Here is a 20,924-nt window from a genome sequence, read left to right as displayed (position 1 = left end):
AAAACTCAAATGACTCAATCCCTGAAGGGCAAGACAGCGCTCGTGACCGGGGCATCGCGGGGCATCGGCCGCGCCATCGCCGAACGCCTTGCAAAGGACGGTGCGACCGTCGCGCTCACCTACAACGCCAGCAAATCCGGCGCGGACGAAGCAATTGCAGCCATCGAGAAAGCGGGAGGCACCGCGTTCGCGATCCACGCGGATCTCGTTGATCCGGCGACCGTCCCGGCTTTGTTCGAGAAACTCGACGACGAGTTCACCCAGCGGAACGGCAGCCGAGCGCTCGACATTCTGGTCAACAACGCCGGCAATACCGGCTGGCTTGGCTTCAAGGACGCAACGCCGGAAAGCTGGGACACGCTGATGGCCGTCTACGCCCGCGCGCCGTTCTTCATCATTCAGGCCGCGCTGGATCGTCTCGCCGCTGGTGCATGCATCATCAACATTTCTTCCGCTGCCGCCACGAAGCCCGTGACCGCAGCGCCCGTCTATTCAATGGCGAAAGCCGCCATCAATACGCTGACCCATACGCTCGCCATCGAGCTGGGGCCGCGTGGCATCACCGCGAATGCCGTCGCGCCGGGCTTCACGCGAACGGATGCGAACGCCGCCTTTCGGGAGAATCCCGAACTCGTCAAGGCGGCTGAGGCCCAGATCGCGTTGGGCCGCTTTGGCGAGCCTTCGGAAATCGCCGCCGTCGTGGCGTTCCTGGCCTCCGATGATGGCCATTGGGTGACCGGCCAGACGATTGAAGCGAGCGGCGGTTACAAGCTCTGACCGCGCCGACAAACGAAGGAGAAACATATGCGTTACGCAATCGTTGGCTTCGGCAAGATCGGCCACGCACTTGCCAGGGCGTTCGCCCGCAACGGCATCGAAGTGGCCGTTGCAACCACGCGCGACCCGGAAAGCTTTGCGGCCGATGCGGCCGCGATCGGCCCCACGATCATTCCCAAAACCCTGGCGGAAGCCGTCAAGGCGGACATCATCTTTCTGGCTGTCCGTTTCGAGTCGCACCCGGAGGTCGCAAAAGCGCTGCCCGACTGGAAGGGGAAGACCGTCGTCGACGCGATGAACACGCAGGCCCCGCTCGAGGAACTGGGCGGTCTCCCGTCCTCTGCCTTCGTCGCGAACGCGTTCAGCGGAGCCCGGCTGGTGAAAGGCTTCAATCATCTGGTGGCCGCCGTCCTCGCCCAGGACCCGGCCATACAGGGTGGCAGAAGGGTCGTGTTCCTCGCGAGCGACGATGATGGCGCCGCAGCGGAGATCGGCGCGCTTGCCGAAAAACTCGGTTTCGCGCCAATCAAACTGGGTGGACTTTCGGACGGTGGGCTGCTCGTGCACGCGCGCGGAAACAAGTGGGGACAACTGATCTTCAAGGACTTGATCACGTTCGACTGAGGACCAACCGTTTTCGGATATTTCCGCCGAAAATGACAATGAACACTGGCGCGGCGCGCTCTGATGAGGCACCTGCACTAGCGCAAGAGTTCGACAATCACGACATCCGTGTCGTCTTTCGCTCTCAACGTAACGCACGTTTCACCGCGTATGGTGATGCCGTCGCGTCGCGCCAGCGTGATATGCCCCACGTCCACGCGCCCATGTTCCACCACCAGATAGGCAGAACCGGACAGCGGCAAAGCGTGCTGCATCGCCGTGCCTTCGCGCAGCGTCGCGATACGCATCCGTGCGTCCGCGTGAATGGGCAATGCGCCGGCGCGGACATCCTCCGGATCGCCACTCGCCAGCGTAACGAATCGGCTATCGCGACATCCGAGCGAACAGATTCGCGTCGCGCAGCGCGACGTACTGGCCGGTGCGCGCGGACGTAACCGTATCTGGAATTGCCGCGCGGGTACGTTTTCGTCGTTGCGCTCTGCGCAATGGAGCGCCGCGCCGGCACTCATCACATGGACGGAATTGGCGACCAGGCGCGCGCGATTGCCCGCGTCGTCTTCGTGCGTGATTGCGCCCGAACGTACCCACGTGACGATCTCGACGTCGCGGTGAGCACGCAGGCCGAAGCCCGAGTGCGGCGCGAACTCGACATCGTTCCACACGAGGAGCGGACCGAGCGGCGCTTCTCCGGCGTGCCCGGATTCGCTCACGCGTAAATGCTGGCGGACGTCGACACCGTCGTGCCGGATCGCGGCAAGCGCCAGAAAAGCGCGTCGTTCAATCATGACGGGACTCGGTACGCGTATGCCGGGCGTGGCGTGCGATCGTCGAAGACGCGTCCGCCGCACCCGGGCCACGCTCAGATCTGTTGCTGGCCGCCATCGACAAACAATTCGATGCCGTTCACGAAGCTCGCGTCATCCGAGGCCAGGAACAGCGCCGCGCTCGCGATCTCGCCCGGCTCGCCAAGGCGCCCCATCGGGATCTGGGCGGCCAGGTAATCGGCGAGCCCCTGACGCTGAGTCGCATCGTCACCGGCGAGATCGAGCAGGCCGGGCGTGCGCGTCGCGCCCGGGCTGATCGTGTTCACGCGGACATGGCGCTCCTTGAGGTCGAGAATCCAGCTGCGTGCGAAGGCGCGCACTGCCGCCTTCGAAGCCGAATACACGCTGAACGCAGCGGTACCCGCGCTGCCCGCGGTCGAGCCGGTCAGAATCACCGACGCACCATCGGCGAGCAGCGGCAGTGCCTTCTGCACCGTGAACAGCACGGCCTTCACGTTGCGGTCGAAGGTTTCGTCGTAGTGCGCCTCGGTAATGCTGCCCAGCGGCAGCATCGAACCGCCGCCGGCGTTCACGAACAGCACGTCCAGGCGCCCGTGCTCCTTCTTGATTTGCTCGTACAGCGCGTCGAGCTCATCGAGCCGGGTGGAATCCGACCGTACGCCGGTCGCCTTTCCGCCCGCTTCGAGAATGCCCGTCACGGCGGCATCGAGTTCGGCCGGGCGTCGGCCCGTGAGATAAACGTGCGCCCCTTCGGCCGCGAAACGTTGGGCCGTGGCAAGACCGATGCCGCTGGTGGCGCCGGTGACGAGTGCGATCTTGTTGTCGAGTTTGCGTGCCATGGTATTGCTCCTTTAGTCAGGTCAGGGTATTCGCGACGCTGTTGCGTGCTGCGATGTGAGGAGAATATCGACGGCTCGATCATTTCGAAATAGAATTAATCGCAATCAAACGTTGCAGATATGCAAAGATGAGGAGCAATGGCGCAACTGCCTGATTTCGAGGGGCTCGCGATGTTCGCGAAGGTGGCCGAGCACGGGTCGTTCGCGGCTGCCGCGCGCGCGACCGGGGTGTCCGTCGCCACCGTCTCGCGCGGTGTGGCCCGTCTGGAGAGCCGGCTGGGCGCGCGGCTTTTCAATCGCACGTCGCGCCAGCTGTCTCTCACGGAGTTCGGTCGGACGATCAGCGAGCAAGCCGGCGAGATCTATCGCCGGGCCGAGGAGGCGGAAAGCTCGGCACGCGAGATGTCGGTGCAGCCGCGCGGGCTGGTGCGTCTGGCTGTGCCGATGTCGTTCGGGCTGCGCTGGGTCGCGCCGTTGCTGCCGGGCTTCTTTCGCGCCTATCCGGAGGTGTCGATCGACCTGCATTTATCGGATGCGTCGGTCGATCTGATCGCCGAGGGATTTGACGCCGCGTTGCGTATCGCCGCGCTGCCGGATTCGTCGCTGGTCGCGCGGCGGCTGTGCGCCGTCACGCAATTCGTGGTGGCGTCGCCGGACTATTTGCGGCGCGAAGGGCGCCCCACGCATCCGCGCGAGCTGGCGGATCGTCCTTGCCTGTCGTACGCGTATCGCGCGCGCAGCGCCGTATGGCGCTTCACGAACGACGTGGGCGACGAGGAGCCGGTCATGCCGACGGGCCCGCTGCGGGTAACGAACGCCGATGCGCTGTTGTCCACGCTGCTCGATGGCCTGGCGATCGCCGAGCTGCCCGAGTTCATCGCGGGCGAATATCTGGCTGACGGCCGTCTCGAGGCGATCCTCACCGACTGGTCGCTGACGAAGGGTGGTCTTTATTTCGTTACGCCGTCGGCGCGGGCGCGACCCGCGAAGGTGACGGCGCTGTCCGACTACTTCGCCGAGCATCTGAGCGATCCAGTCTGGCGATGGCCGAAGTGACGTTGCGGCAGGTGGTCTGGTCAAGCGCTTCATTGCGTTCATGCAACGATCGCGAAGCCGACACAATCGATCGCGTAGCCGATAGTCGACAGCCGGCAGCCGACTTCTGGTTCGCCGATCAGCTCGACCCGGGAGGTGGCTGTCCATCCGCGCGAGTTCGCGTTTCTCCGGACGGTCGGTACTGAACGGAGCCGGAATCGGCTGGTTCGACCACTCCGGCCCCACCAGCGCGAGCCGCTGCGGCACGCCAATTGCCCGCCATTTCTCCGAAACCCGACACCCGCCAAGCCGCTCCGGGCCGGCCGCTTCCGGGATTACCCCGTGCATCCCGTGGCCGATTTTGTCACCATGTGGGCCGGATATGACAATGAGAAACCGCCGCCGCGGCAGTACGATGGGGTCACGACGTCGCCTGACGCTGGCCGGTTTTGCCGCAGCCGCCTCGGGCCGCGCGCCTCATTCAACGCCTGATTGGAACATCGACCATGAGCTATAACGCCCCTGTCAAGGACATGCTGTTTGTGCTGAAGGAACTCGCGGGCATCGACACCGTTGCGCAGTTGCCGGGCTTCGAGGAAGCCGGCTACGACACGGCGCAGGCCGTGCTCGAAGAATCCGCGAAATTCTGCGGCGAGGTGCTGGCGCCGCTGAACGTCGAGGGCGACCGCAACCCGAGCAGCTGGAAGGACGGCGTCGTGACGGCGACGCCCGGCTTCGGCGCGGCGTTCCGCCAGTTCGTCGAAGGCGGCTGGCAGGGCCTGCAGCATCCGACCGAATACGACGGCCAGGGGCTGCCGAAGCTGATCGCGACGCCGTGCATCGAGATGCTGAACGCATCGAACCTGTCGTTCGCGCTGTGCCCGCTGCTCACCGACGGCGCGATCGAGGCGCTGCTGACGGCCGGCACCGACGAGCAGAAGCAGCGCTACGTGCCGAAGCTGATCTCGGGCGAATGGACGGGCACGATGAACCTGACCGAGCCGCAGGCCGGTTCGGACCTCGCGCTCCTGCGCACCCACGCCGAGCCGAACGTCGACGGCACGTACACGATCAGCGGCACGAAGATCTTCATCTCGAGCGGCGAGCACGACATGTCGAACAACATCGTCCACCTGGTGCTCGCGCGCACGCCGAACGCGCCGGAAGGCGTGAAGGGCATTTCGCTGTTCATCGTGCCGAAGTTCATGGTCAACGACGACGGTTCGCTGGGCGCACGCAACGACGTGCACTGCGTGTCGATCGAACACAAGCTCGGGATCAAGGCAACCCGACGGCGTGCTGAACCTCGACAACGCGGCGCGATCGGCTATCTGGTCGGCGAGGAGAACCGCGGCCTCGAATACATGTTCATCATGATGAACGCCGCGCGCTTCGGCGTCGGGATGCAGGGGATCGGCGTGGCCGACCGCGCATATCAGAAGGCCGCGGCATTCGCGAAGGAGCGCGTGCAGAGCCGCCCGGTCGACGGCTCGGCGAAGCAGTCGGTGACGATCATCCATCACCCGGACGTGCGCCGGATGCTCGGCACGATGCGCGCGCTGACCGAAGGCGCTCGCGCGCTCGCGTATGTGGCTGCCGCGCACAGCGACATTGCCCACCGCCATTCGGACGAGGCGACGCGTACGCGTCATCAGGCAATCTACGAATATCTGGTGCCGGTCGTGAAGGGCTGGAGCACCGACAACGCGAACGACGTCGCCAACCACGGCGTGCAGGTGCACGGCGGGATGGGCTTCATCGAGGAAACCGGCGCGGCGCAGTACTACCGCGATGCGCGGATCCTGGCGATCTACGAAGGCACGACCGCGATCCAGGCGAACGACCTCGTCGGCCGCAAGACGCTGCGCGACGGCGGCGCGGTCGCGAAGGCGCTGATCGCGGAGATCGGCGACACGGTCACGGCGCTCGGCAAGCTCGACGGCGCGCCGGCCGCGTCGATGAAGGCGCAGCTGGAGAAGGGCGCGCGCGCGCTGTCGTCGGTGGCGGACTACGTGCTCGCGAACGCGAAGCAGGATCCGAACGCGGTGTTCGCCGGCAGCGTGCCGTACCTGAAGCTGGCGGGCGTGGTGCTGTGCGGATGGCAAATGGCGCGCGCGCTGCTGGCGGCGCACGCGAACCGCGCGCATGACACGGCGTTCTACGATGCGAAGATCGCGATCGCACAATGCTATGCGGAACACGTGCTCGTGCAGGCCGGCGCGCTCGAAGCGTCGATCGTCGGCGCGAAGGGCAACGAGAGCGTGCTCGCGTTGACGGAAGACCAGTTCTGACCGTAACGGTCGGGGCGCAGGAGGAGACAGGATTTTGACCACACAGGACTTGCTCGCGCAGTACGGCCCGCGCGAATCGATGGAATACGACGTCGTGATCGTCGGCGGCGGCCCCGCCGGGCTGTCGGCGGCGATCCGGCTCAAGCAGCTGGCCGCCGAGAAAGGCACCGAGATCGGCGTGTGCGTGCTCGAGAAGGGTTCCGAGATCGGCGCGCACATCCTGTCGGGCGCGGTGATGGACCCGCGCGCGATCACCGAACTGTTCCCCGACTGGAAGGAACGCGGCGCGCCGCTCGACGTCGCGGTGACGGAAGACCGCTTCCTGTTCCTGTCCGAGACGGGCGCGGTCACCACGCCCAATTGGGCGCTGCCCGCCAACTTCCAGAACCACGGCAACTACGTGATCTCGCTGGGCAACGTCACGCGCTGGCTGGGGGCACAGGCCGAAGCGCTGGGCGTCGAGATCTTCCCGGGCTTCCCCGCCGCCGAGATTCTCTACAACGACGACGGCTCGGTGAAGGGCGTCGCCACCGGCAACATGGGCGTGGGCAAGGACGGCGAGCCGACCGAGAACTTCCAGCTCGGCATGGAGCTGCACGCGAAGTACACGCTGTTCGCCGAAGGCTGCCGCGGGCATCTCGGCCGCCAGTTGATCTCGAAGTTCAAGCTCGACGCGAACGCGGATCCGCAGGCATACGGGATCGGCATCAAGGAGCTGTGGGAAATCGATCCGGCAAAGCACAAGCCGGGCCTCGTGATCCACACGGCCGGCTGGCCGCTGAAGTCCGATACGTACGGCGGCTCGTTCCTGTATCACATGGACAACAACCAGGTCGTGGTCGGCTTCGTGGTGGGCCTGGGCTACACGAACCCGTACCTGTCGCCGTTCGAGGAATTCCAGCGCTACAAGACGCATCCGTCGATCCGCGCGTTCCTCGAAGGCGGCAAGCGCGTGTCGTACGGCGCGCGCGCGATCACGGCTGGCGGCCTGTTGTCGCTGCCGAAGACGGTATTCCCGGGCGGCGCGCTGATCGGCGACGATGCGGGCTTCCTGAACGCGTCGCGGATCAAGGGCAGCCACGCGGCGATCAAGACCGGCATGCTGGCGGCGGATGCCGCGTTCGATGCGGTGCAGGCCGGCCGGCAGTCGGACGAGCTCAACGCGTATCCGGATGCGTTCAAGCAATCGTGGCTGTACACGGAGCTGTACCGCGCGCGCAACTTCAAGCAGTGGATGGCCAAGGGGCTGTATCTCGGCACGCTGATGGTCGGGCTCGAGCAGAAGGTGATGGGCGGCAACGTGCCGTGGACGCTGCATCACAAGCATGCGGACCACGAGATGCTGAAGCCCGCATCGGAATGCACGCCGATCGAGTATCCGAAGCCGGACGGCAAGCTGACGTTCGACCGGCTGTCGTCGGTGTTCATCTCGAACACGAACCACGAGGAGAACCAGCCGGCGCATCTGACGCTGAAGGATGCGAGCGTGCCGGTGAACGTGAACCTGCGTACGTACGCGGGGCCGGAGGCCCGCTTCTGCCCGGCGGCCGTGTACGAGTTCGTGAAGAACGACGACGGCGGCGATCGCCTCGTGATCAACGCGCAGAATTGCGTGCACTGCAAGACCTGCGACATCAAGGACCCGACGCAGAACATCGTGTGGGTCACGCCGGAAGGTGGCGGCGGGCCGAATTACCCGAACATGTAACGCAACGCATCCCCGCGCCCGCGGGCGCGAACGAACCGGAGTGAGACGATGAGCAATGCAGCGAAGGAAGTCGTGGTGGTGAGCGGTGTCCGTACCGCGATCGGCGATTTCGGCGGAAGCCTGAAGGATTTCTCGCCGACCGATCTCGGCGCGAAGGTCGTGAGCGAAGTGCTGTCGCGCGCGAACGTGCCGGGCGATGCGGTCGGGCACGTCGTGTTCGGCCATGTCGTGAACACCGAGCCGAAGGACATGTATCTCGCGCGTGTCGCGGCGATCAACGGCGGCGTCGCGCAGCACACGCCGGCGCTGACCGTGAACCGCCTGTGCGGCTCGGGCCTGCAGGCGATCGTGTCGGCCGCGCAGACGATCATGCTCGGCGACGCCGACATCGCGATCGGCGGCGGCTCGGAGAGCATGAGCCGCGCACCGTACACCGTGCCGGCCGCGCGCTTCGGCCAGCGCATGGGCGACGCGAAGCTCGTCGACATGATGCTCGGCGCGCTGCACGACCCGTTCCAGACGATCCACATGGGCGTGACGGCCGAGAACGTCGCACGCAAGTACGGCATTTCGCGTGACGCGCAGGATGCGCTCGCGCTCGAATCGCATCGTCGCGCGGCGCGCGCGGTCGCCGAAGGCCGCTTCAAGGATCAGATCCTGCCGATCTCGATCCGCACGAAGAAGGGCGAGGTCGCGTTCGACACCGACGAGCACGTGCGTCACGACGCGGGCCCGGACGATTTCTCGAAGCTGAAGCCGGTGTTCGCGAAGGAAGACGGCACGGTGACGGCCGGCAACGCGTCGGGGATCAACGATGCGGCCGCCGCGGTGCTGATGATGAGCGCGGATGCCGCGCGTGCGCAGGGCGTGAAGCCGCTCGCGCGTCTGGTCGCGTATGCACACGCGGGCGTCGATCCGGCGTACATGGGCATCGGCCCCGTGCCGGCCACGCAGAAGGCGCTCGAGCGCGCGGGCCTGAAGATCAGCGATCTCGACGTGATCGAGGCGAACGAGGCGTTCGCGGCCCAGGCATGCGCGGTCACGCAGGAGCTCGGCCTCGATCCGGCCAAGGTCAACCCGAACGGTTCGGGCATTTCGCTCGGCCACCCGATCGGCGCGACGGGCGCGTTGATCACGGTCAAGGCGCTGTACGAGCTGAAGCGCATCGGCGGGCGTTATGCGCTCGTGACGATGTGTATCGGCGGCGGCCAGGGCATTGCGGCGATCTTCGAGAACATCTGATAATCGAACGCTCAGCACCCGAACATACAGGAATCGTCATGGCCATCGAAACCGTCGGCGTCGTGGGCGCCGGAACCATGGGCAACGGCATCGCGCAAACCGCCGCCGTTGCAGGACTCAACGTCGTGATGATCGACGTCAGCGATGCGGCGCTCGACAAGGGCGTCGCCGCGCTGAAGGGCAGCCTCGAGCGGCTCGTGTCGAAGGAGAAGCTCGCCGCCGGCGCACGCGACGCCGCGCTCGCGCGCATCACGACGTCGACCGATTACGCGAAGCTCGCCGCGGTCGACATCGTGATCGAAGCCGCGACCGAGAACGTCGAGCTGAAGAGCCGCATCCTGAAGCAGATCGAAGCGGTTGCGCGGCCCGATGCGATCATCGCGACCAACACGTCGTCGATCTCGATCACCGCGCTCGCGGCGCTGCTTGCCGAGCCGTCGCGCTTCGTCGGCATGCACTTCTTCAACCCGGTGCCGCTGATGCCGCTCGTCGAGATCATCCGCGGGCTGCAGACGAGCGACGCGACCGCGTCGGCGGTGCGCGCGCTCACCGAGCGTTTCGACAAGTCGCCGATCGGCGTGCGCAACGCGCCGGGCTTCGTCGTGAACCGGATCCTCGTGCCGATGATCAACGAAGCGTTCTTCGTGCTGGCCGAAGGCATCGCGTCGGCCGAGGAGATCGACGCGGGGATGAAGCTCGGTGCGAACCATCCGATCGGGCCGCTCGCGCTGGCCGATCTCGTCGGGCTCGACGTGTGCCTCGCGGTGATGGACGTGTTCCTGAAGGACTTCGGCGACACGAAGTATCGTGCGTGCCCGCTGCTGCGGGAGATGGTGTCGGCGGGAAGGCTGGGGCGGAAGACGGGGCGGGGGGTGTACGACTACAGCTGACGTACTGCAAGTAGGCAGCGCGTCGACGCGGATGACGAGCCGCGCCGGAGGTGGTGTCCGGTGTCGGCGCGTCATCCGCGTTTTCTGTTTGGAGCGCAGGGAAAGCGTATGCGCGATGTTGACGGAAAGGCACGCGCGGATGCGGCGACTCGCGTGAGTTACCCGGTTCGTCTCCCGCTGATGTCGAATTGAATGATTGGTAAAGCGGTGCGATTGACGCCTTATCGCGGTTTGCCGGGCATCCCGTCTCTGGTATTTTTTCGCCCGGTTGCTCCGCGATGCCATCGGCCATCACGCGGCGGCAGAGCGTTGTGGGCTTCAACTTCGAATGAAGAACCGGTGAGCATTCAAGGTCGCTGTTCAAGCCGTTGACGAAGAATTGCGGCGAACCGCAACCGACATTCGGCACACAATCAACGAAATGAGCGATTTGCGAAACGAAGTCTCTCTCGAGACACCGAACTGCCCCGATCCGTCCCGTCGCCGCTCGCTGATCGCCGCCTGCGGCGCGCACGCCGTGCACGACGGGTTGACTGACGTCATTTACGTGCTGCTGCCGATCTGGCAGGCGCAGTTCGCGATCAATTACGCGCAGATCGGCTTGTTGCGCGGGCTCTATTCCGGCGTGATGGCGAGTTTCCAGTTGCTAGCCAGCCGGGCAGCGCGGCGCTGGGGGCGGGAGCGCTTGCTGGTGGCCGGGACCGCCCTCGCAGGCGTGGCCTACCTGATCGCAGGTCAGGCCGGTGGGCTGACGGTACTGCTGATCGCGCTGGTGCTGGGCGGACTGGGCGCAAGCACGCAGCATCCGCTCGCATCGTCGATGGTCACCGATTCCTACGAGGCAGGCGGAGGCGTGAAGGAGGCGCTGGCCCAATACAACTTCTCCGGAGACATCGGCAAGACGCTGATACCAGGCCTGATCGGCCTTCTGTTGACGGTCGTGACGTGGCGAACCGGCACCACGCTGATCGGCGTGCTGGGCGTGGTTTCAGCGGGCCTGCTGTGGTGGCTGATTCCGTCGCGCGACTCGTCGCGAGCGGCGCGCGACAAGACGCCGAAAGCGACCAGCGGCAGCGGTTCGTCCGGCGGCTTACGCGCGCTGCTCGCGACCGGCACCCTCGACAGTGCCGTGCGGATGGGCTTTCTGACGTTCCTGCCGTTCCTGCTCAAAAGCAAGGGGGCCGGCACCGCCGGTATCGGTCTCGCGCTGACGATGCTGTTCTTGGGCGGCGCGTTCGGCAAGCTGTTCTGCGGCTATCTGGGCGCGCGCATCGGGATGATGAAGACGGTGTGGCTCACGGAGTCCGCCACGTCGCTGTTGATCGTGCTCGCTGTATTCTCGCCCCTCTTCGCGATGATGGCGATGCTCCCGCTGCTTGGACTGGCGTTGAACGGGACCTCGTCCGTGCTCTACGGCGTCGTGCCGGAGCTGGCCGGGGTCGGCAAGCGCGAGCAGGCGTTTGCCTTGTTCTATACGGGCACAATCGGCGGCGGCGCGCTGTCGCCGGTTCTTTTCGGCCGTCTGGGTGACATCGCGGGCGTCCCGACCGCGCTGCTCGCGCTGGCCTCGATCCTGCTGCTGACACTGCCGTTATCGTGGTACGTGCAGAAGGGCCTGGAAGCCTAGGGCCTGTTCACGCTAATAACGGGCTTGCGCTGGCCCCCAGAAGGGCCGAGCGCAAGGAATGCGACGAAGCGAATACTCGACGTATTCGCGAGGAGTATGACGCGGCGATCGGCCCTTCTGGGGGCCAGCCCCACGAATGATTTTTCCAAACAGGGGAACGTGCCTTTCCGCCCGCATTGCGGCGTCGTTCGTCGTTGCAATAGCTACGGCTATTGCGCCTCCTCTCTCCTTGCCCTGCGGGCGGAAAGGCACGTTCGCAAGCCCGTTATTAGCGTGAACAGGCCCTAGCCGGCTGCGACCGACCTGGCGAACGCGATGAACTGCTCGACGCAGGTCGACGAGAACGGTTCGGACCATGTGACGACCAATTCGAGAACATGCGGCCTCGCCAGCGGCACGTAAGCGACGCCCGAGCGCTGCAATGTCGACGTGAAGCTGGGCACGATGGCGACGCCGCGTTCCGCTGCCACCAGCGACACCAGCGTCGTAATCTGCGACGCTGTAGGCCCTATCCGCGGCGCAACACCTTCATGGGCGCACAGATCCTCGAGCGCCGCGTTCAGCGCGGAACCGTAACCCGCCGGGAACGTGACGAAGTTCTCCCTGACGAGTTCACGGAACTCGATCGTCGCCTTACCCGCGTATTTGCTCTGGGCGGGAACCGCGGCGACGAGCGGTTCCCGCGAGACGACGAGGGACCGGCTGCGCTCCTCCGACGCCTTCGTCGCTGACCAGCCGAATCCGATGTCCATCGTGCCGTCGGTGATCTGCTGGCGCTGACTGGCGGTCGATACTTCCCGAAACGCCAACTCGACTTCCGGCATGCTGCGGCTCACGTTGCGGATGATGTCCGAAAACGCGTCGGACATCGGAATGGAGCTCGCATAGCCGATCACGACACGACCGACCATACCTTGCGCCATCTTGCGCGCTGTCGCCTCCGCCTCGTCGACCGCATGAATGACGCTCCTCGCATGTTCGAGAAACAGCGCGCCTGCAGGCGTGAGCTGCACCGCGCGTGTGGATCGCTCGAACAGCCGGATCCCGAGCTCGGTTTCCAGCGCGGCGATATGGCGCGTCAAAGGCGGCTGGGCGATCCGTAAGCGCAACGCTGCGCGTCCGAAGTGCAATTCATCGGCGACGGTCACGAAATAGCGTAGGCGGCGTAGATCAAGCATTTTTGTCTTTTCGGTATCAATAGCCACAAAAACGGTATTGGCACGCGTGTCGCTCACTCGTCAGACTGTCACACAAACCAGATAGGGCGTCACCAGTGGGCAACAGAACGATTCGATTCGCATTTTTCCTGTGCGGGTTTGCGGCTTTTCTCAATCTTTATTCGACTCAGGGCATCCTGCACGAACTCGCTGCGGTATTTGACGTGAGCGCCGAACAGGCCGGCCAGGGCATCAGCGCCACCACCTTGGCGGTCGCCATTATCGCTCCGTTCGTCGGCGCGCTGGCCGCTCGCTTCGATCGCCGGATGGTCATTTCGTGCGCTGCCGTGGCTTGTGCGCTTCCCGTCCTCTGGTCTGCGCACGCGGCGAGCTTTTCATCGTTCCTCGCCGCCCGCTTTGCCGCGGGTATCCTGATGCCGTTCATCTTCGCGATCTCGATCGCCTGCATCGGCGAGATCTTCAGCCACGACGCGGCGACGGAGGTCAGTGCGCTCTTCGTCGCCGGCACGACACTCGGCGGATTCGCTGGACGCTTCGTGACCAATATCCTGACGTCCGCGTTCGGCTGGCGTCACGCGCTCGATTTCATCGCGTTCCTGTGTCTTGCAGCGGGCCTTGCGATTCACGCGTGCCTGCCGGCGTCCCGCGCCGCGCCTCCGGACGCCGATGGTGCGTCGCCGCCGCGCTGGAAGCTCTTGACGCGCGGCCCGCTGCTGGCGTCGTTTGTGGTCGGGACATGCGTGCTGGCATCGCAGGTCGCGACGTTCACCTTCGTCGGACTGCGACTCGCCAGTGCGCCATTTGGATTCAATACGGTCGAGATCGGCGCGATCTATGCGGTATTTCTCGTCGCGGTCGTCGTCACCCCGCTCGCGGGCCGCGTCGCGGCGAAGCGCGGCCCGCGCGATCTCGCGCTCGCGGCGACCGGCCTCGCGATTGTCGGTGCATTGCTGACGCTGTCGAGCAGCGTCATCACGATCCTGATCGGTCTCGCGCTCAGTTCGACCGCGGTGTTCGTCGAGCAGGCGTCGGCCAATGCGTTCATCTCGCGGGCGGCACCCGGTGCAAGATCGACGGCGATCGGCATCTACCTTTCCTTCTATTACTTTGGCGGAAGTCTCGGCTCGGTCCTGCCTGTTCCCGCATGGAATCGCTGGGGCTGGATGGGCTGCGTCGCATTCGTCGTCGGTGCACAGGCGATTGCAGGCGCGCTCGTGTTTTTCTTCTGGCGCGGAATGTCTCCCGCCGGTGCAAGCAAACCGCGCTCACCAGAAGTGCGGCTGACTCGGTAGTTCATTTCAAATCACACCTAGAACCGGAGAGAAAAGGATGGAAGCGTTTCAATCGCATGCGGGGTTGCTCGATATCGTCACACCTGTGCTTCACGAGATGAAAAGCGGTGTCCTGAAGGATGCGCTTGTTGCAGCCTTCTCGGCCGAAGAGGAGGCGCTTCGGGACATTGAAAGTGCATTTCACCGATTGACGGACCGCGGCTATCCGGCGCCGGCGCTTCGCACCTTCTTCGCCAGTTGGTCAAAGACCAACAATTCCGCGGCGAGCGTTTCCGGCCTTGCAAACCGGATCACGCTGCTCGCGCGCTCCGAAGCCGGTTCGGCGGCGTCGAACCAGCTTCATGACGTATGTGCCAGCCCCTCCCGGGGTTTTTGAACTGACCTCTAAGAAAACGCTGGAGGGGTTGGCGCAAAGCCGATGAAATCCGAGCGGGTCGTGCGCGCTTCTTTCTATGCTGCCCATGTTGAAGCGCGCACGATCGTCAACCGGTTCGCGAGCAAAATGAAGCCGTCGCTGATCCGGGAAATATCGTCAGCGTCGGATTGAACATCGCCAGAATCTTTCGCGCCGCGCACGTCGCGCGCCGCCGTTATCAGTAGTTTCCCCTACGCACCCCCCCTCAGGATTTTCCCCTACCGCACCATCCCGCGCCCCACGCGCCCCCCCTTGCCTCAGTCACCGCGCCATCCCGCACATCCGCGCCGGCATTGCGTTTTGGCGTCGTTCGCACCATTGCGCTCCATTCCCGCTTTGCCGCACGTTTTCGATGCATTACCAAAGGTATGGAAAAGCGCACAGAAAATGTATCGGGACCGATGTAATTGGATTGATACGCTGCGTTCACTGAATCAGCGCCGTCAACCAACGCAGGAGCGCATCGAGCCCACGCGGCAAGCGGGCAATCGAAGGCGACTCGTCTGAAGTTCGCGGTTTCCATCACCAGCTAGTCGGGATGACAGAATGGCCCCAAATCTGACGTTTGCGCCGGGCGACGTACTTCCCCCCGGAGCACTCCATACCGACGGTGCGCCGTCGATCGCCCGGTCGAGCATCGCGACCGGAACCGACATCCTGACCGTCAAGCACCTGTCGAAGATCTTCGGTCCGAAGCCCGAGCGGGCGATCGAGCTGCTCGAGCGCGGTGTCGGACGCAACGAGATCTTCGCGGAAACCGGCAACATGGTGGCGGTCAACGACGTGAGCCTGAGCGTCAGGGCCGGCGAGATCTTCGTGATCATGGGGTTGTCTGGCTCCGGTAAATCGACGCTGGTTCGACTGCTCAACCGGCTGATCGAGCCGACGTCGGGGCAGGTCGTGCTCGAAGGCCGCGACATCGCGCCGATGTCGACGCCGGAGCTGCGCGACGTACGGCGCCAGAAGATGGCGATGGTGTTCCAGTCGTTCGCACTGCTGCCGAACCGCACCGTGATCGACAACATCGCCTACGGGCTCGAGGTCGCGGGCGTCAAGAAGGCGCAGCGCTACGAGGTGGCGCGTGCCGCGCTGGAACGCGTCGGCCTCGGGTCGTACGAGAAGCTGCTGCCGAGCGAGTTGTCCGGCGGCATGCAGCAGCGCGTGGGGCTGGCTCGCGCGCTGGCGGTGAATCCGTCGGTCCTGCTGATGGACGAGGCATTCTCGGCGCTCGATCCGCTGATCCGCTTCGAAATGCAGAACGAGTTGCTGCGCCTGCAGAAGGAAGAGCAGCGCACGATCGTGTTCATCTCCCACGATATCGAGGAGGCGGTGAAGATCGGCGGCCGCATCGGCATCATGAAGGACGGCTGCCTGATCCAGGTCGGCACGCCGGCCGAACTGATCCAGACGCCGGCGGATGCGTACGTGCAGGACTTCTTCCGCAATGTCGACGTGTCGCGCTTCCTGAAGGCATCCAGCCTGATGACGACGATCGGGCGCGGGCTGCTTCGGTGCGATGCGGCGGCGCCGTCCGACCGCTATCTGAACCAACTGATCGACAGCGGCGCGGAATGCGGTTACGTGTGCGACGAGGCCGGCCATTATCTGGGCTGCGTCACGCCCGCCACGCTGCACCGCTCCGGCGCGCGACCGATACGCGACGCCTTCCTGCACGACTTCAACGCGATTTCGATCGATACGGATCTTCACCGGCTCGCGTCGATCGCGCTGACCCAGGAGCACGACGTGCCGGTGACGGACGCGGCGGGACAACTGGCGGGCGTCGTGTCCTGCCGGACGATACTCAAGCAGATGATGCAACGGAGGGCAGCATGAATGCATCGGTGATCGGGAAGTTCGCGGAAAACTTCGTCAACTTTCTGTTTCTGCATTTCCGCGTCGGCTTCGACACGTTCTCGGCGGGGCTCGGCGCGGTCGTGAAGCTGCTCGAGGACGGCCTGGCCGCCGTGCCGTTCATCGCGATGGTCGTGATCCTGGTCGGCCTCGCGCTGTGGCGTCGCGGCATCGCGTTCTCGATTTTCGTCGGCCTCGCGCTGCTCGTGATTCACTACATGGGCTTGTGGGCGCAGACGGTCTCGACGCTCGCGCTTGTCACCGCGGCGACGTTCTTCAGCCTGGTGATCGGCGTGCCGCTCGGGATCTGGGGCGCGAACAACAAGCTGATCGCCACGATCGTGCGTTCGATGCTCGACCTGATGCAGACGATGCCCGCATTCGTCTACCTGATTCCGGCCGCGATGCTGTTCGGTCTCGGCCGCGTGCCGGGGATCCTGTCGACGGTGATCTTCGCGATGCCGCCCGTCGTGCGGCTGACGACGCTCGGCATCCGGCACGTGACCGCGAGGAACTGATCGAAGCCGGCCGCTCGTTCGGCAGCACCGACTGGCAGCTGCTGTGGAAGATCCAGCTGCCGAACGCGCTGCCGTCGATCATGGCCGGCGTGAACCAGACGATCATGATGGCGCTGTCGATGGTCATCATCGCATCGATGGTCGGCGCGGGCGGCCTCGGCAACGACGTGCTCGCGAGTATCCAGCGCCTCGACATCGGCCTCGGTTTCGAAAGCGGTCTGTCCGTCGTGCTGCTCGCGATCGTGCTGGACCGGCTGACGGAGAGCTTCGGCGTGAAGGCGAAGAAAAAGAAGGCGCGGCCGGCCGCGCGTGCAGGCAAGGCCGGCCCGCAGGGCGCGGCACGCACCTGAGCGAAACAGCAGTCGGAAGGCAGTTGACGGACGATGAAGCGCCGCGGCCACGGTGCCGCGGCGGAACCGGTGTAGCAGTGCGTGGAGACCAGAAACGCCGATCGAGGCGTTCCTCATCCTTGAAAGACTCGCGTGATTAACAAGGAGTACTAGATGAATACCCATACGTTCAAATCGCTTCTGGCGAAACTTGCGGTGTCGACGGTGGTGGCCTGCAGCGCAGGTGTGGGCGTGGCCGCGGCGGCCGAGCCGGTCAAGATCGCGGTGACCAACTGGGCCGACGTGCTCGCGGTGGCCAACGTCGCGAAGTACGTGCTGGAGACGAACCTCAAGCAGCCGGTGCAGTTCGTCCAGGCCGACATCGGCATCCAGTACCAGGGCGTCGCCCGCGGCGATCTGGACATCATGGTCGGCGGCTGGCTGCCGGTCACGCACGCGACGTACTACGCGAAGTACAAGAACGACCTGGATGACGTCGGCTTCATCTACACCGGCGGCCGCAACGGCTGGGCGGTACCGACCTACATTCCGGAATCGCAGCTGTCGTCGATCGCCGACCTGAGCAAGCCCGAGGTCAAGAGCAAGCTGAACGGCACGATCCAGGGCATCGAGCCGGGCGGCGGCCTGATGCAGGCGTCCGAGAAAACCATCAAGGCCTACAACCTGGACGGCTACAACCTGCAGGCGTCGAGCGAGGCCGGCATGCTGGCGAGCGTGTCGCGTGCGTACCAGTCGAAGCAGTGGATCGTCGCGACGGTCTGGAGCCCGCACTGGCTGTTCCAGAAGTGGCAGATGCGTTATCTGAAGGATCCGAAGGGCACGCTGGGCGGTGAAGAGCAGATTCACGCGTTCGCATCGAAGAAGTTCGCAGGCAAGTTCCCGCGCGCCGACGTGTTCTTCAAGCACCTGAAGCTGACGCTGGCCGACGTCGAGGCGATCGAGTTCGAAGGGAACAGCACGAACGACTACGCCACGGCCGCGAAGAAGTTCGTCGATGCCCATCCGGAGAAGCTGAAGGCCTGGCTGCAGCAGTAAAGCCCGCGCCACTGGCGACGCACATCGCCCGATGCCGACGGCCTTGCGGTGTGCGGTACACGCAGTTCATGCAGTCCATGCAGCACATCACGAATCGCGCCGCGGAGTCACCAAGTGAACGAGAACGCCCGCTTTTTTTCCGAAACGCTCCAGAGCCGGGATCCGGTGATCGCATCGGAGATCGCACTGGAGCTGCGTCGCCAGCAGAGCCAGATCGAACTGATCGCGTCCGAAAACATCGTGTCGCGTGCGGTGCTGGAGGCGCAGGGTTCGGTGCTGACCAACAAGTATGCGGAAGGCTATCCGGCCCAGCGTTACTACGGCGGCTGCGACATTCGACCGGACGAATCGAGGCGCTGGCGATCGACCGCGCGTGAAGCACTCTTCAACGCCGGCACGCGAACGTGCAGCCGCACTCCGGCGCGCAGGCGAACGGCTCGGTGATGCTCGCGCTGGCGAAGCCGGGCGACACGGTGCTCGGCATGTCGCTGGACGCCGGCGGCCACCTGACGCACGGCGCGAAGCCGGCGCTGTCGGGCAAGTGGTTCAACGCGGTGCAGTACGGCGTGAACCGCGACACGATGCGGATCGACTACGACCAGGTCGAAGAACTCGCGCACCAGCACAAGCCTAACCTGATCATCGCCGGTTTCTCCGCGTATCCGCGCGCGCTCGACTTCGCCGCGTTCCGCGAGATCGCGGACAGCGTCGATGCGAAGCTGATGGTCGACATCGCGCATTTCGCCGGCATCGTCGCGGCGGGGCGGCATCAGAACCCGGTGCCGTTCGCCGACGTCGTGACATCCACCACGCACAAGACGCTGCGCGGCCCGCGCGGCGGCTTCGTGCTGACCAACGACGAAGAGATCGCCAAAAAGATCAACTCGGCCGTGTTCCCCGGCCTGCAGGGCGGCCCGCTGATGCACGTGATTGCCGGCAAGGCCGTCGCGTTCGGCGAAGTGCTGCATGCGGACTTCAAGACCTACATCGACAACGTGCTCGCGAACGCGCAGGCGCTCGGCGAAGTGCTGAAGGCGGGCGGCGTGGATCTCGTCACCGGCGGCACCGACAACCACCTGCTGCTGGTCGACCTGCGTTCGCAGCGCATGACCGGCGCGCAAGCCGAGAAGGCGCTGGAGCGCGCCGGCATCACCTGCAACAAGAACGGGATTCCGTTCGATACGGAAAACCCGATGGTCACGTCCGGCATTCGGCTCGGCACGCCGGCCGGCACCACGCGCGGCTTCGGATCCGCGCAGTTCGAGCAGATCGGCGAAATGATCGTCGAAGTGCTGGCGGCGCTCAAGCGCGATCCGGGCGGCGACCAGGCGGTCGAGCGGTCGGTGCGGGCCCGCGTGCGCGATCTGTGCAGCCAGTTCCCCATTTACGCACAAGCGGAGGCGTTCGCCTGACTCCGCATCGGTCCGGGAACGCAACATCGTTCGGACCACGTAGCGAATCGGTCGGCGTGGCTGCACGAATGCCGCGACGCGCCGACGACGTTTTTGTCGAATTGCCGGCTTCCCGCTCGACTGCGGGAACCCGGCGCATCCACCTGAGTGAGGAATCGAAATGAGCTTTGAGGGCGTACACACACCGCTGGTCACCCCGTTCGACGCGGACGGCGAAATCGATCATGCATTGCTGGGCCGTCATGCGGCCGATCTCGCGGGCCGGGTGTCGGGCCTCGGTATCGGCGGGACGACCGGCGAATACTACGCATTGAGCTTCGACGAGCGCGTGCGCACGTTCGACACGGTCGCCGCCGCGGCCGGCGGCAAGACGTTCCTGACCGCGGGCATCAACGCGACGACGACGAAGGAAGTGCTGCGGCTCGGCCGCGAGGCGAAACGCGCGGGACTGAACGCGTTGCTGGTGGCCGCGCCGTACTACGCGCAGCCGACCCAGCAGGAATTGCTCGCGCACCTGCTCGCGGTCGACGACGCGCTCGACATGCCGATCATGCTGTACAACTTCCCGGCGCGCACCGGCACCGAAATCGGCGACGACATTCTCGCGACGCTGCTCGAGCGCAAGAACTTCGTCGCGATGAAGGAAAGCACCGGCGATATCGCGCATCTGCATCATCTGTCTACGCATTTCAGCGACCGGCTCGTGCTGAGCTGCGGGATGGACGATCAGGCGCTCGAGTTCTTCGCATGGGGCGCGCGCAGCTGGGTCGGCGGCGCGTCGAACTTCCTGCCGGAAGCGCACACCGACCTGTTCGACGCCTGCGTGAAGCGCGGCGATTTCGCGACCGGCCGCAAGCTGATGGCGCAACTGCTGCCGGTGCTCGAACTGCTCGAGCGCAGCGGCAAGTTCATTCAGTACGTGCGTTACGGCTGCGAGCTGGCTGGCCTGCCGGTCGGTGTGGCCCGCGCACCGCTCGGCGCGCTGTCGAGCGATGAGCGTGACGCGTTCGCGAAGCTCGTGAAGCCGCTGCTGCGCGACGGCCGGTAATCCA

The 20,924-nt window shown here is 65.0% G+C and carries 15 protein-coding genes and 3 pseudogenes; 15 read left to right on the top strand and 3 right to left on the bottom strand.

Going from position 1 to position 20,924, the window contains the following annotated elements:
- The first annotated feature begins 9 nt into the window (after positions 1-9).
- Positions 10-777: an SDR family NAD(P)-dependent oxidoreductase gene (locus tag ACP26O_RS30315; protein WP_175664593.1), complete on the top strand. Its 768-nt coding sequence runs from the start codon at positions 10-12 to the stop codon at positions 775-777.
- A 27-nt stretch (positions 778-804) separates the two neighbouring features.
- Positions 805-1,401: an NADPH-dependent F420 reductase gene (locus ACP26O_RS30310; protein WP_175664594.1), complete on the top strand. Its 597-nt coding sequence runs from the start codon at positions 805-807 to the stop codon at positions 1,399-1,401.
- 77 nt (positions 1,402-1,478) lie between these two features.
- Here the strand turns inward: ACP26O_RS30310 and ACP26O_RS30305 are convergent, their stop codons facing one another.
- Complete coding sequence (locus ACP26O_RS30305) at positions 1,479-2,186, bottom strand: pirin family protein (RefSeq protein WP_175664595.1); 708 nt, start codon at positions 2,184-2,186, stop codon at positions 1,479-1,481.
- Between the two features lie 74 nt (positions 2,187-2,260).
- Positions 2,261-3,025, bottom strand: coding sequence for an SDR family NAD(P)-dependent oxidoreductase (locus ACP26O_RS30300; RefSeq protein ID WP_105832063.1), 765 nt, complete (start codon positions 3,023-3,025; stop codon positions 2,261-2,263).
- A gap of 138 nt (positions 3,026-3,163) precedes the next feature.
- On the opposite strand from ACP26O_RS30300, the gene ACP26O_RS30295 reads away from it, so the two are divergent.
- The 6 genes from ACP26O_RS30295 (at position 3,164) to ACP26O_RS30270 (ending at position 11,818) form a co-directional block, all read left to right on the top strand.
- Entirely contained in the window at positions 3,164-4,081 is a 918-nt protein-coding gene (locus ACP26O_RS30295; protein ID WP_011660672.1) for a LysR family transcriptional regulator, read from the top strand.
- Positions 4,082-4,566: 485 nt separating this feature from the next.
- Positions 4,567-6,351: an acyl-CoA dehydrogenase gene (locus ACP26O_RS30290; RefSeq protein ID WP_426356436.1), complete on the top strand. Its 1,785-nt coding sequence runs from the start codon at positions 4,567-4,569 to the stop codon at positions 6,349-6,351.
- A gap of 79 nt (positions 6,352-6,430) precedes the next feature.
- Positions 6,431-8,059 carry an electron transfer flavoprotein-ubiquinone oxidoreductase gene (locus ACP26O_RS30285; protein ID WP_426356441.1) on the top strand — a complete coding sequence of 543 codons (1,629 nt, stop codon included), beginning with the start codon at positions 6,431-6,433 and terminating at the stop codon, positions 8,057-8,059.
- A gap of 48 nt (positions 8,060-8,107) precedes the next feature.
- Positions 8,108-9,301 carry a beta-ketothiolase BktB gene (bktB, locus tag ACP26O_RS30280; RefSeq protein ID WP_175664598.1) on the top strand — a complete coding sequence of 398 codons (1,194 nt, stop codon included), beginning with the start codon at positions 8,108-8,110 and terminating at the stop codon, positions 9,299-9,301.
- A 38-nt stretch (positions 9,302-9,339) separates the two neighbouring features.
- Complete coding sequence (locus tag ACP26O_RS30275) at positions 9,340-10,191, top strand: 3-hydroxybutyryl-CoA dehydrogenase (protein ID WP_175664599.1); 852 nt, start codon at positions 9,340-9,342, stop codon at positions 10,189-10,191.
- A 421-nt stretch (positions 10,192-10,612) separates the two neighbouring features.
- Positions 10,613-11,818 carry an MFS transporter gene (locus tag ACP26O_RS30270; RefSeq protein WP_175664600.1) on the top strand — a complete coding sequence of 402 codons (1,206 nt, stop codon included), beginning with the start codon at positions 10,613-10,615 and terminating at the stop codon, positions 11,816-11,818.
- A 284-nt stretch (positions 11,819-12,102) separates the two neighbouring features.
- On the opposite strand, the gene ACP26O_RS30265 is transcribed toward ACP26O_RS30270, so the two are convergent.
- Positions 12,103-12,996 (bottom strand): LysR substrate-binding domain-containing protein, encoded by an 894-nt coding sequence (locus ACP26O_RS30265; protein WP_175664786.1) that lies wholly within the window; start codon positions 12,994-12,996, stop codon positions 12,103-12,105.
- Between the two features lie 95 nt (positions 12,997-13,091).
- Here ACP26O_RS30265 and ACP26O_RS30260 point away from each other — a divergent pair, with 95 nt between their 5' ends.
- The 7 genes and pseudogenes from ACP26O_RS30260 (at position 13,092) to ACP26O_RS30230 (ending at position 20,920) form a co-directional block, all read left to right on the top strand.
- A complete protein-coding gene (locus ACP26O_RS30260) occupies positions 13,092-14,288 on the top strand; it encodes an MFS transporter (protein ID WP_175664601.1) in 1,197 nt (398 codons plus the stop codon).
- Positions 14,289-14,325: 37 nt separating this feature from the next.
- A pseudogene (locus ACP26O_RS30255) lies at positions 14,326-14,655 on the top strand (hypothetical protein); the annotation flags it as partial.
- Positions 14,656-15,249: 594 nt separating this feature from the next.
- Positions 15,250-16,539 carry a quaternary amine ABC transporter ATP-binding protein gene (locus tag ACP26O_RS30250; protein WP_175664603.1) on the top strand — a complete coding sequence of 430 codons (1,290 nt, stop codon included), beginning with the start codon at positions 15,250-15,252 and terminating at the stop codon, positions 16,537-16,539.
- Positions 16,536-17,425 (top strand): annotated as a pseudogene (locus ACP26O_RS30245) (ABC transporter permease). The gene ACP26O_RS30250 and the pseudogene ACP26O_RS30245 overlap by 4 nt, the downstream one beginning before the upstream one ends.
- A 153-nt stretch (positions 17,426-17,578) precedes the next feature.
- The gene (locus ACP26O_RS30240; RefSeq protein WP_175664605.1) at positions 17,579-18,460 is read left to right on the top strand and encodes a glycine betaine ABC transporter substrate-binding protein; all 882 of its coding nucleotides are present in this window, start codon (positions 17,579-17,581) and stop codon (positions 18,458-18,460) included.
- Positions 18,461-18,574: 114 nt separating this feature from the next.
- Positions 18,575-19,872: pseudogene (locus ACP26O_RS30235) on the top strand (serine hydroxymethyltransferase).
- Positions 19,873-20,032: 160 nt separating this feature from the next.
- A complete protein-coding gene (locus ACP26O_RS30230) occupies positions 20,033-20,920 on the top strand; it encodes a dihydrodipicolinate synthase family protein (RefSeq protein ID WP_175664607.1) in 888 nt (295 codons plus the stop codon).
- Positions 20,921-20,924 lie beyond the last annotated feature (4 nt).

The sequence above is a fragment of the Burkholderia sp. R-40 genome (genome assembly GCF_049942845.1).
GTDB classification, from domain to species: Bacteria; Pseudomonadota; Gammaproteobacteria; order Burkholderiales; family Burkholderiaceae; genus Burkholderia; species Burkholderia ambifaria.
Note: the sequence above shows the minus strand (reverse complement) of the source record. Positions and strands in the feature narration are given on the sequence as shown.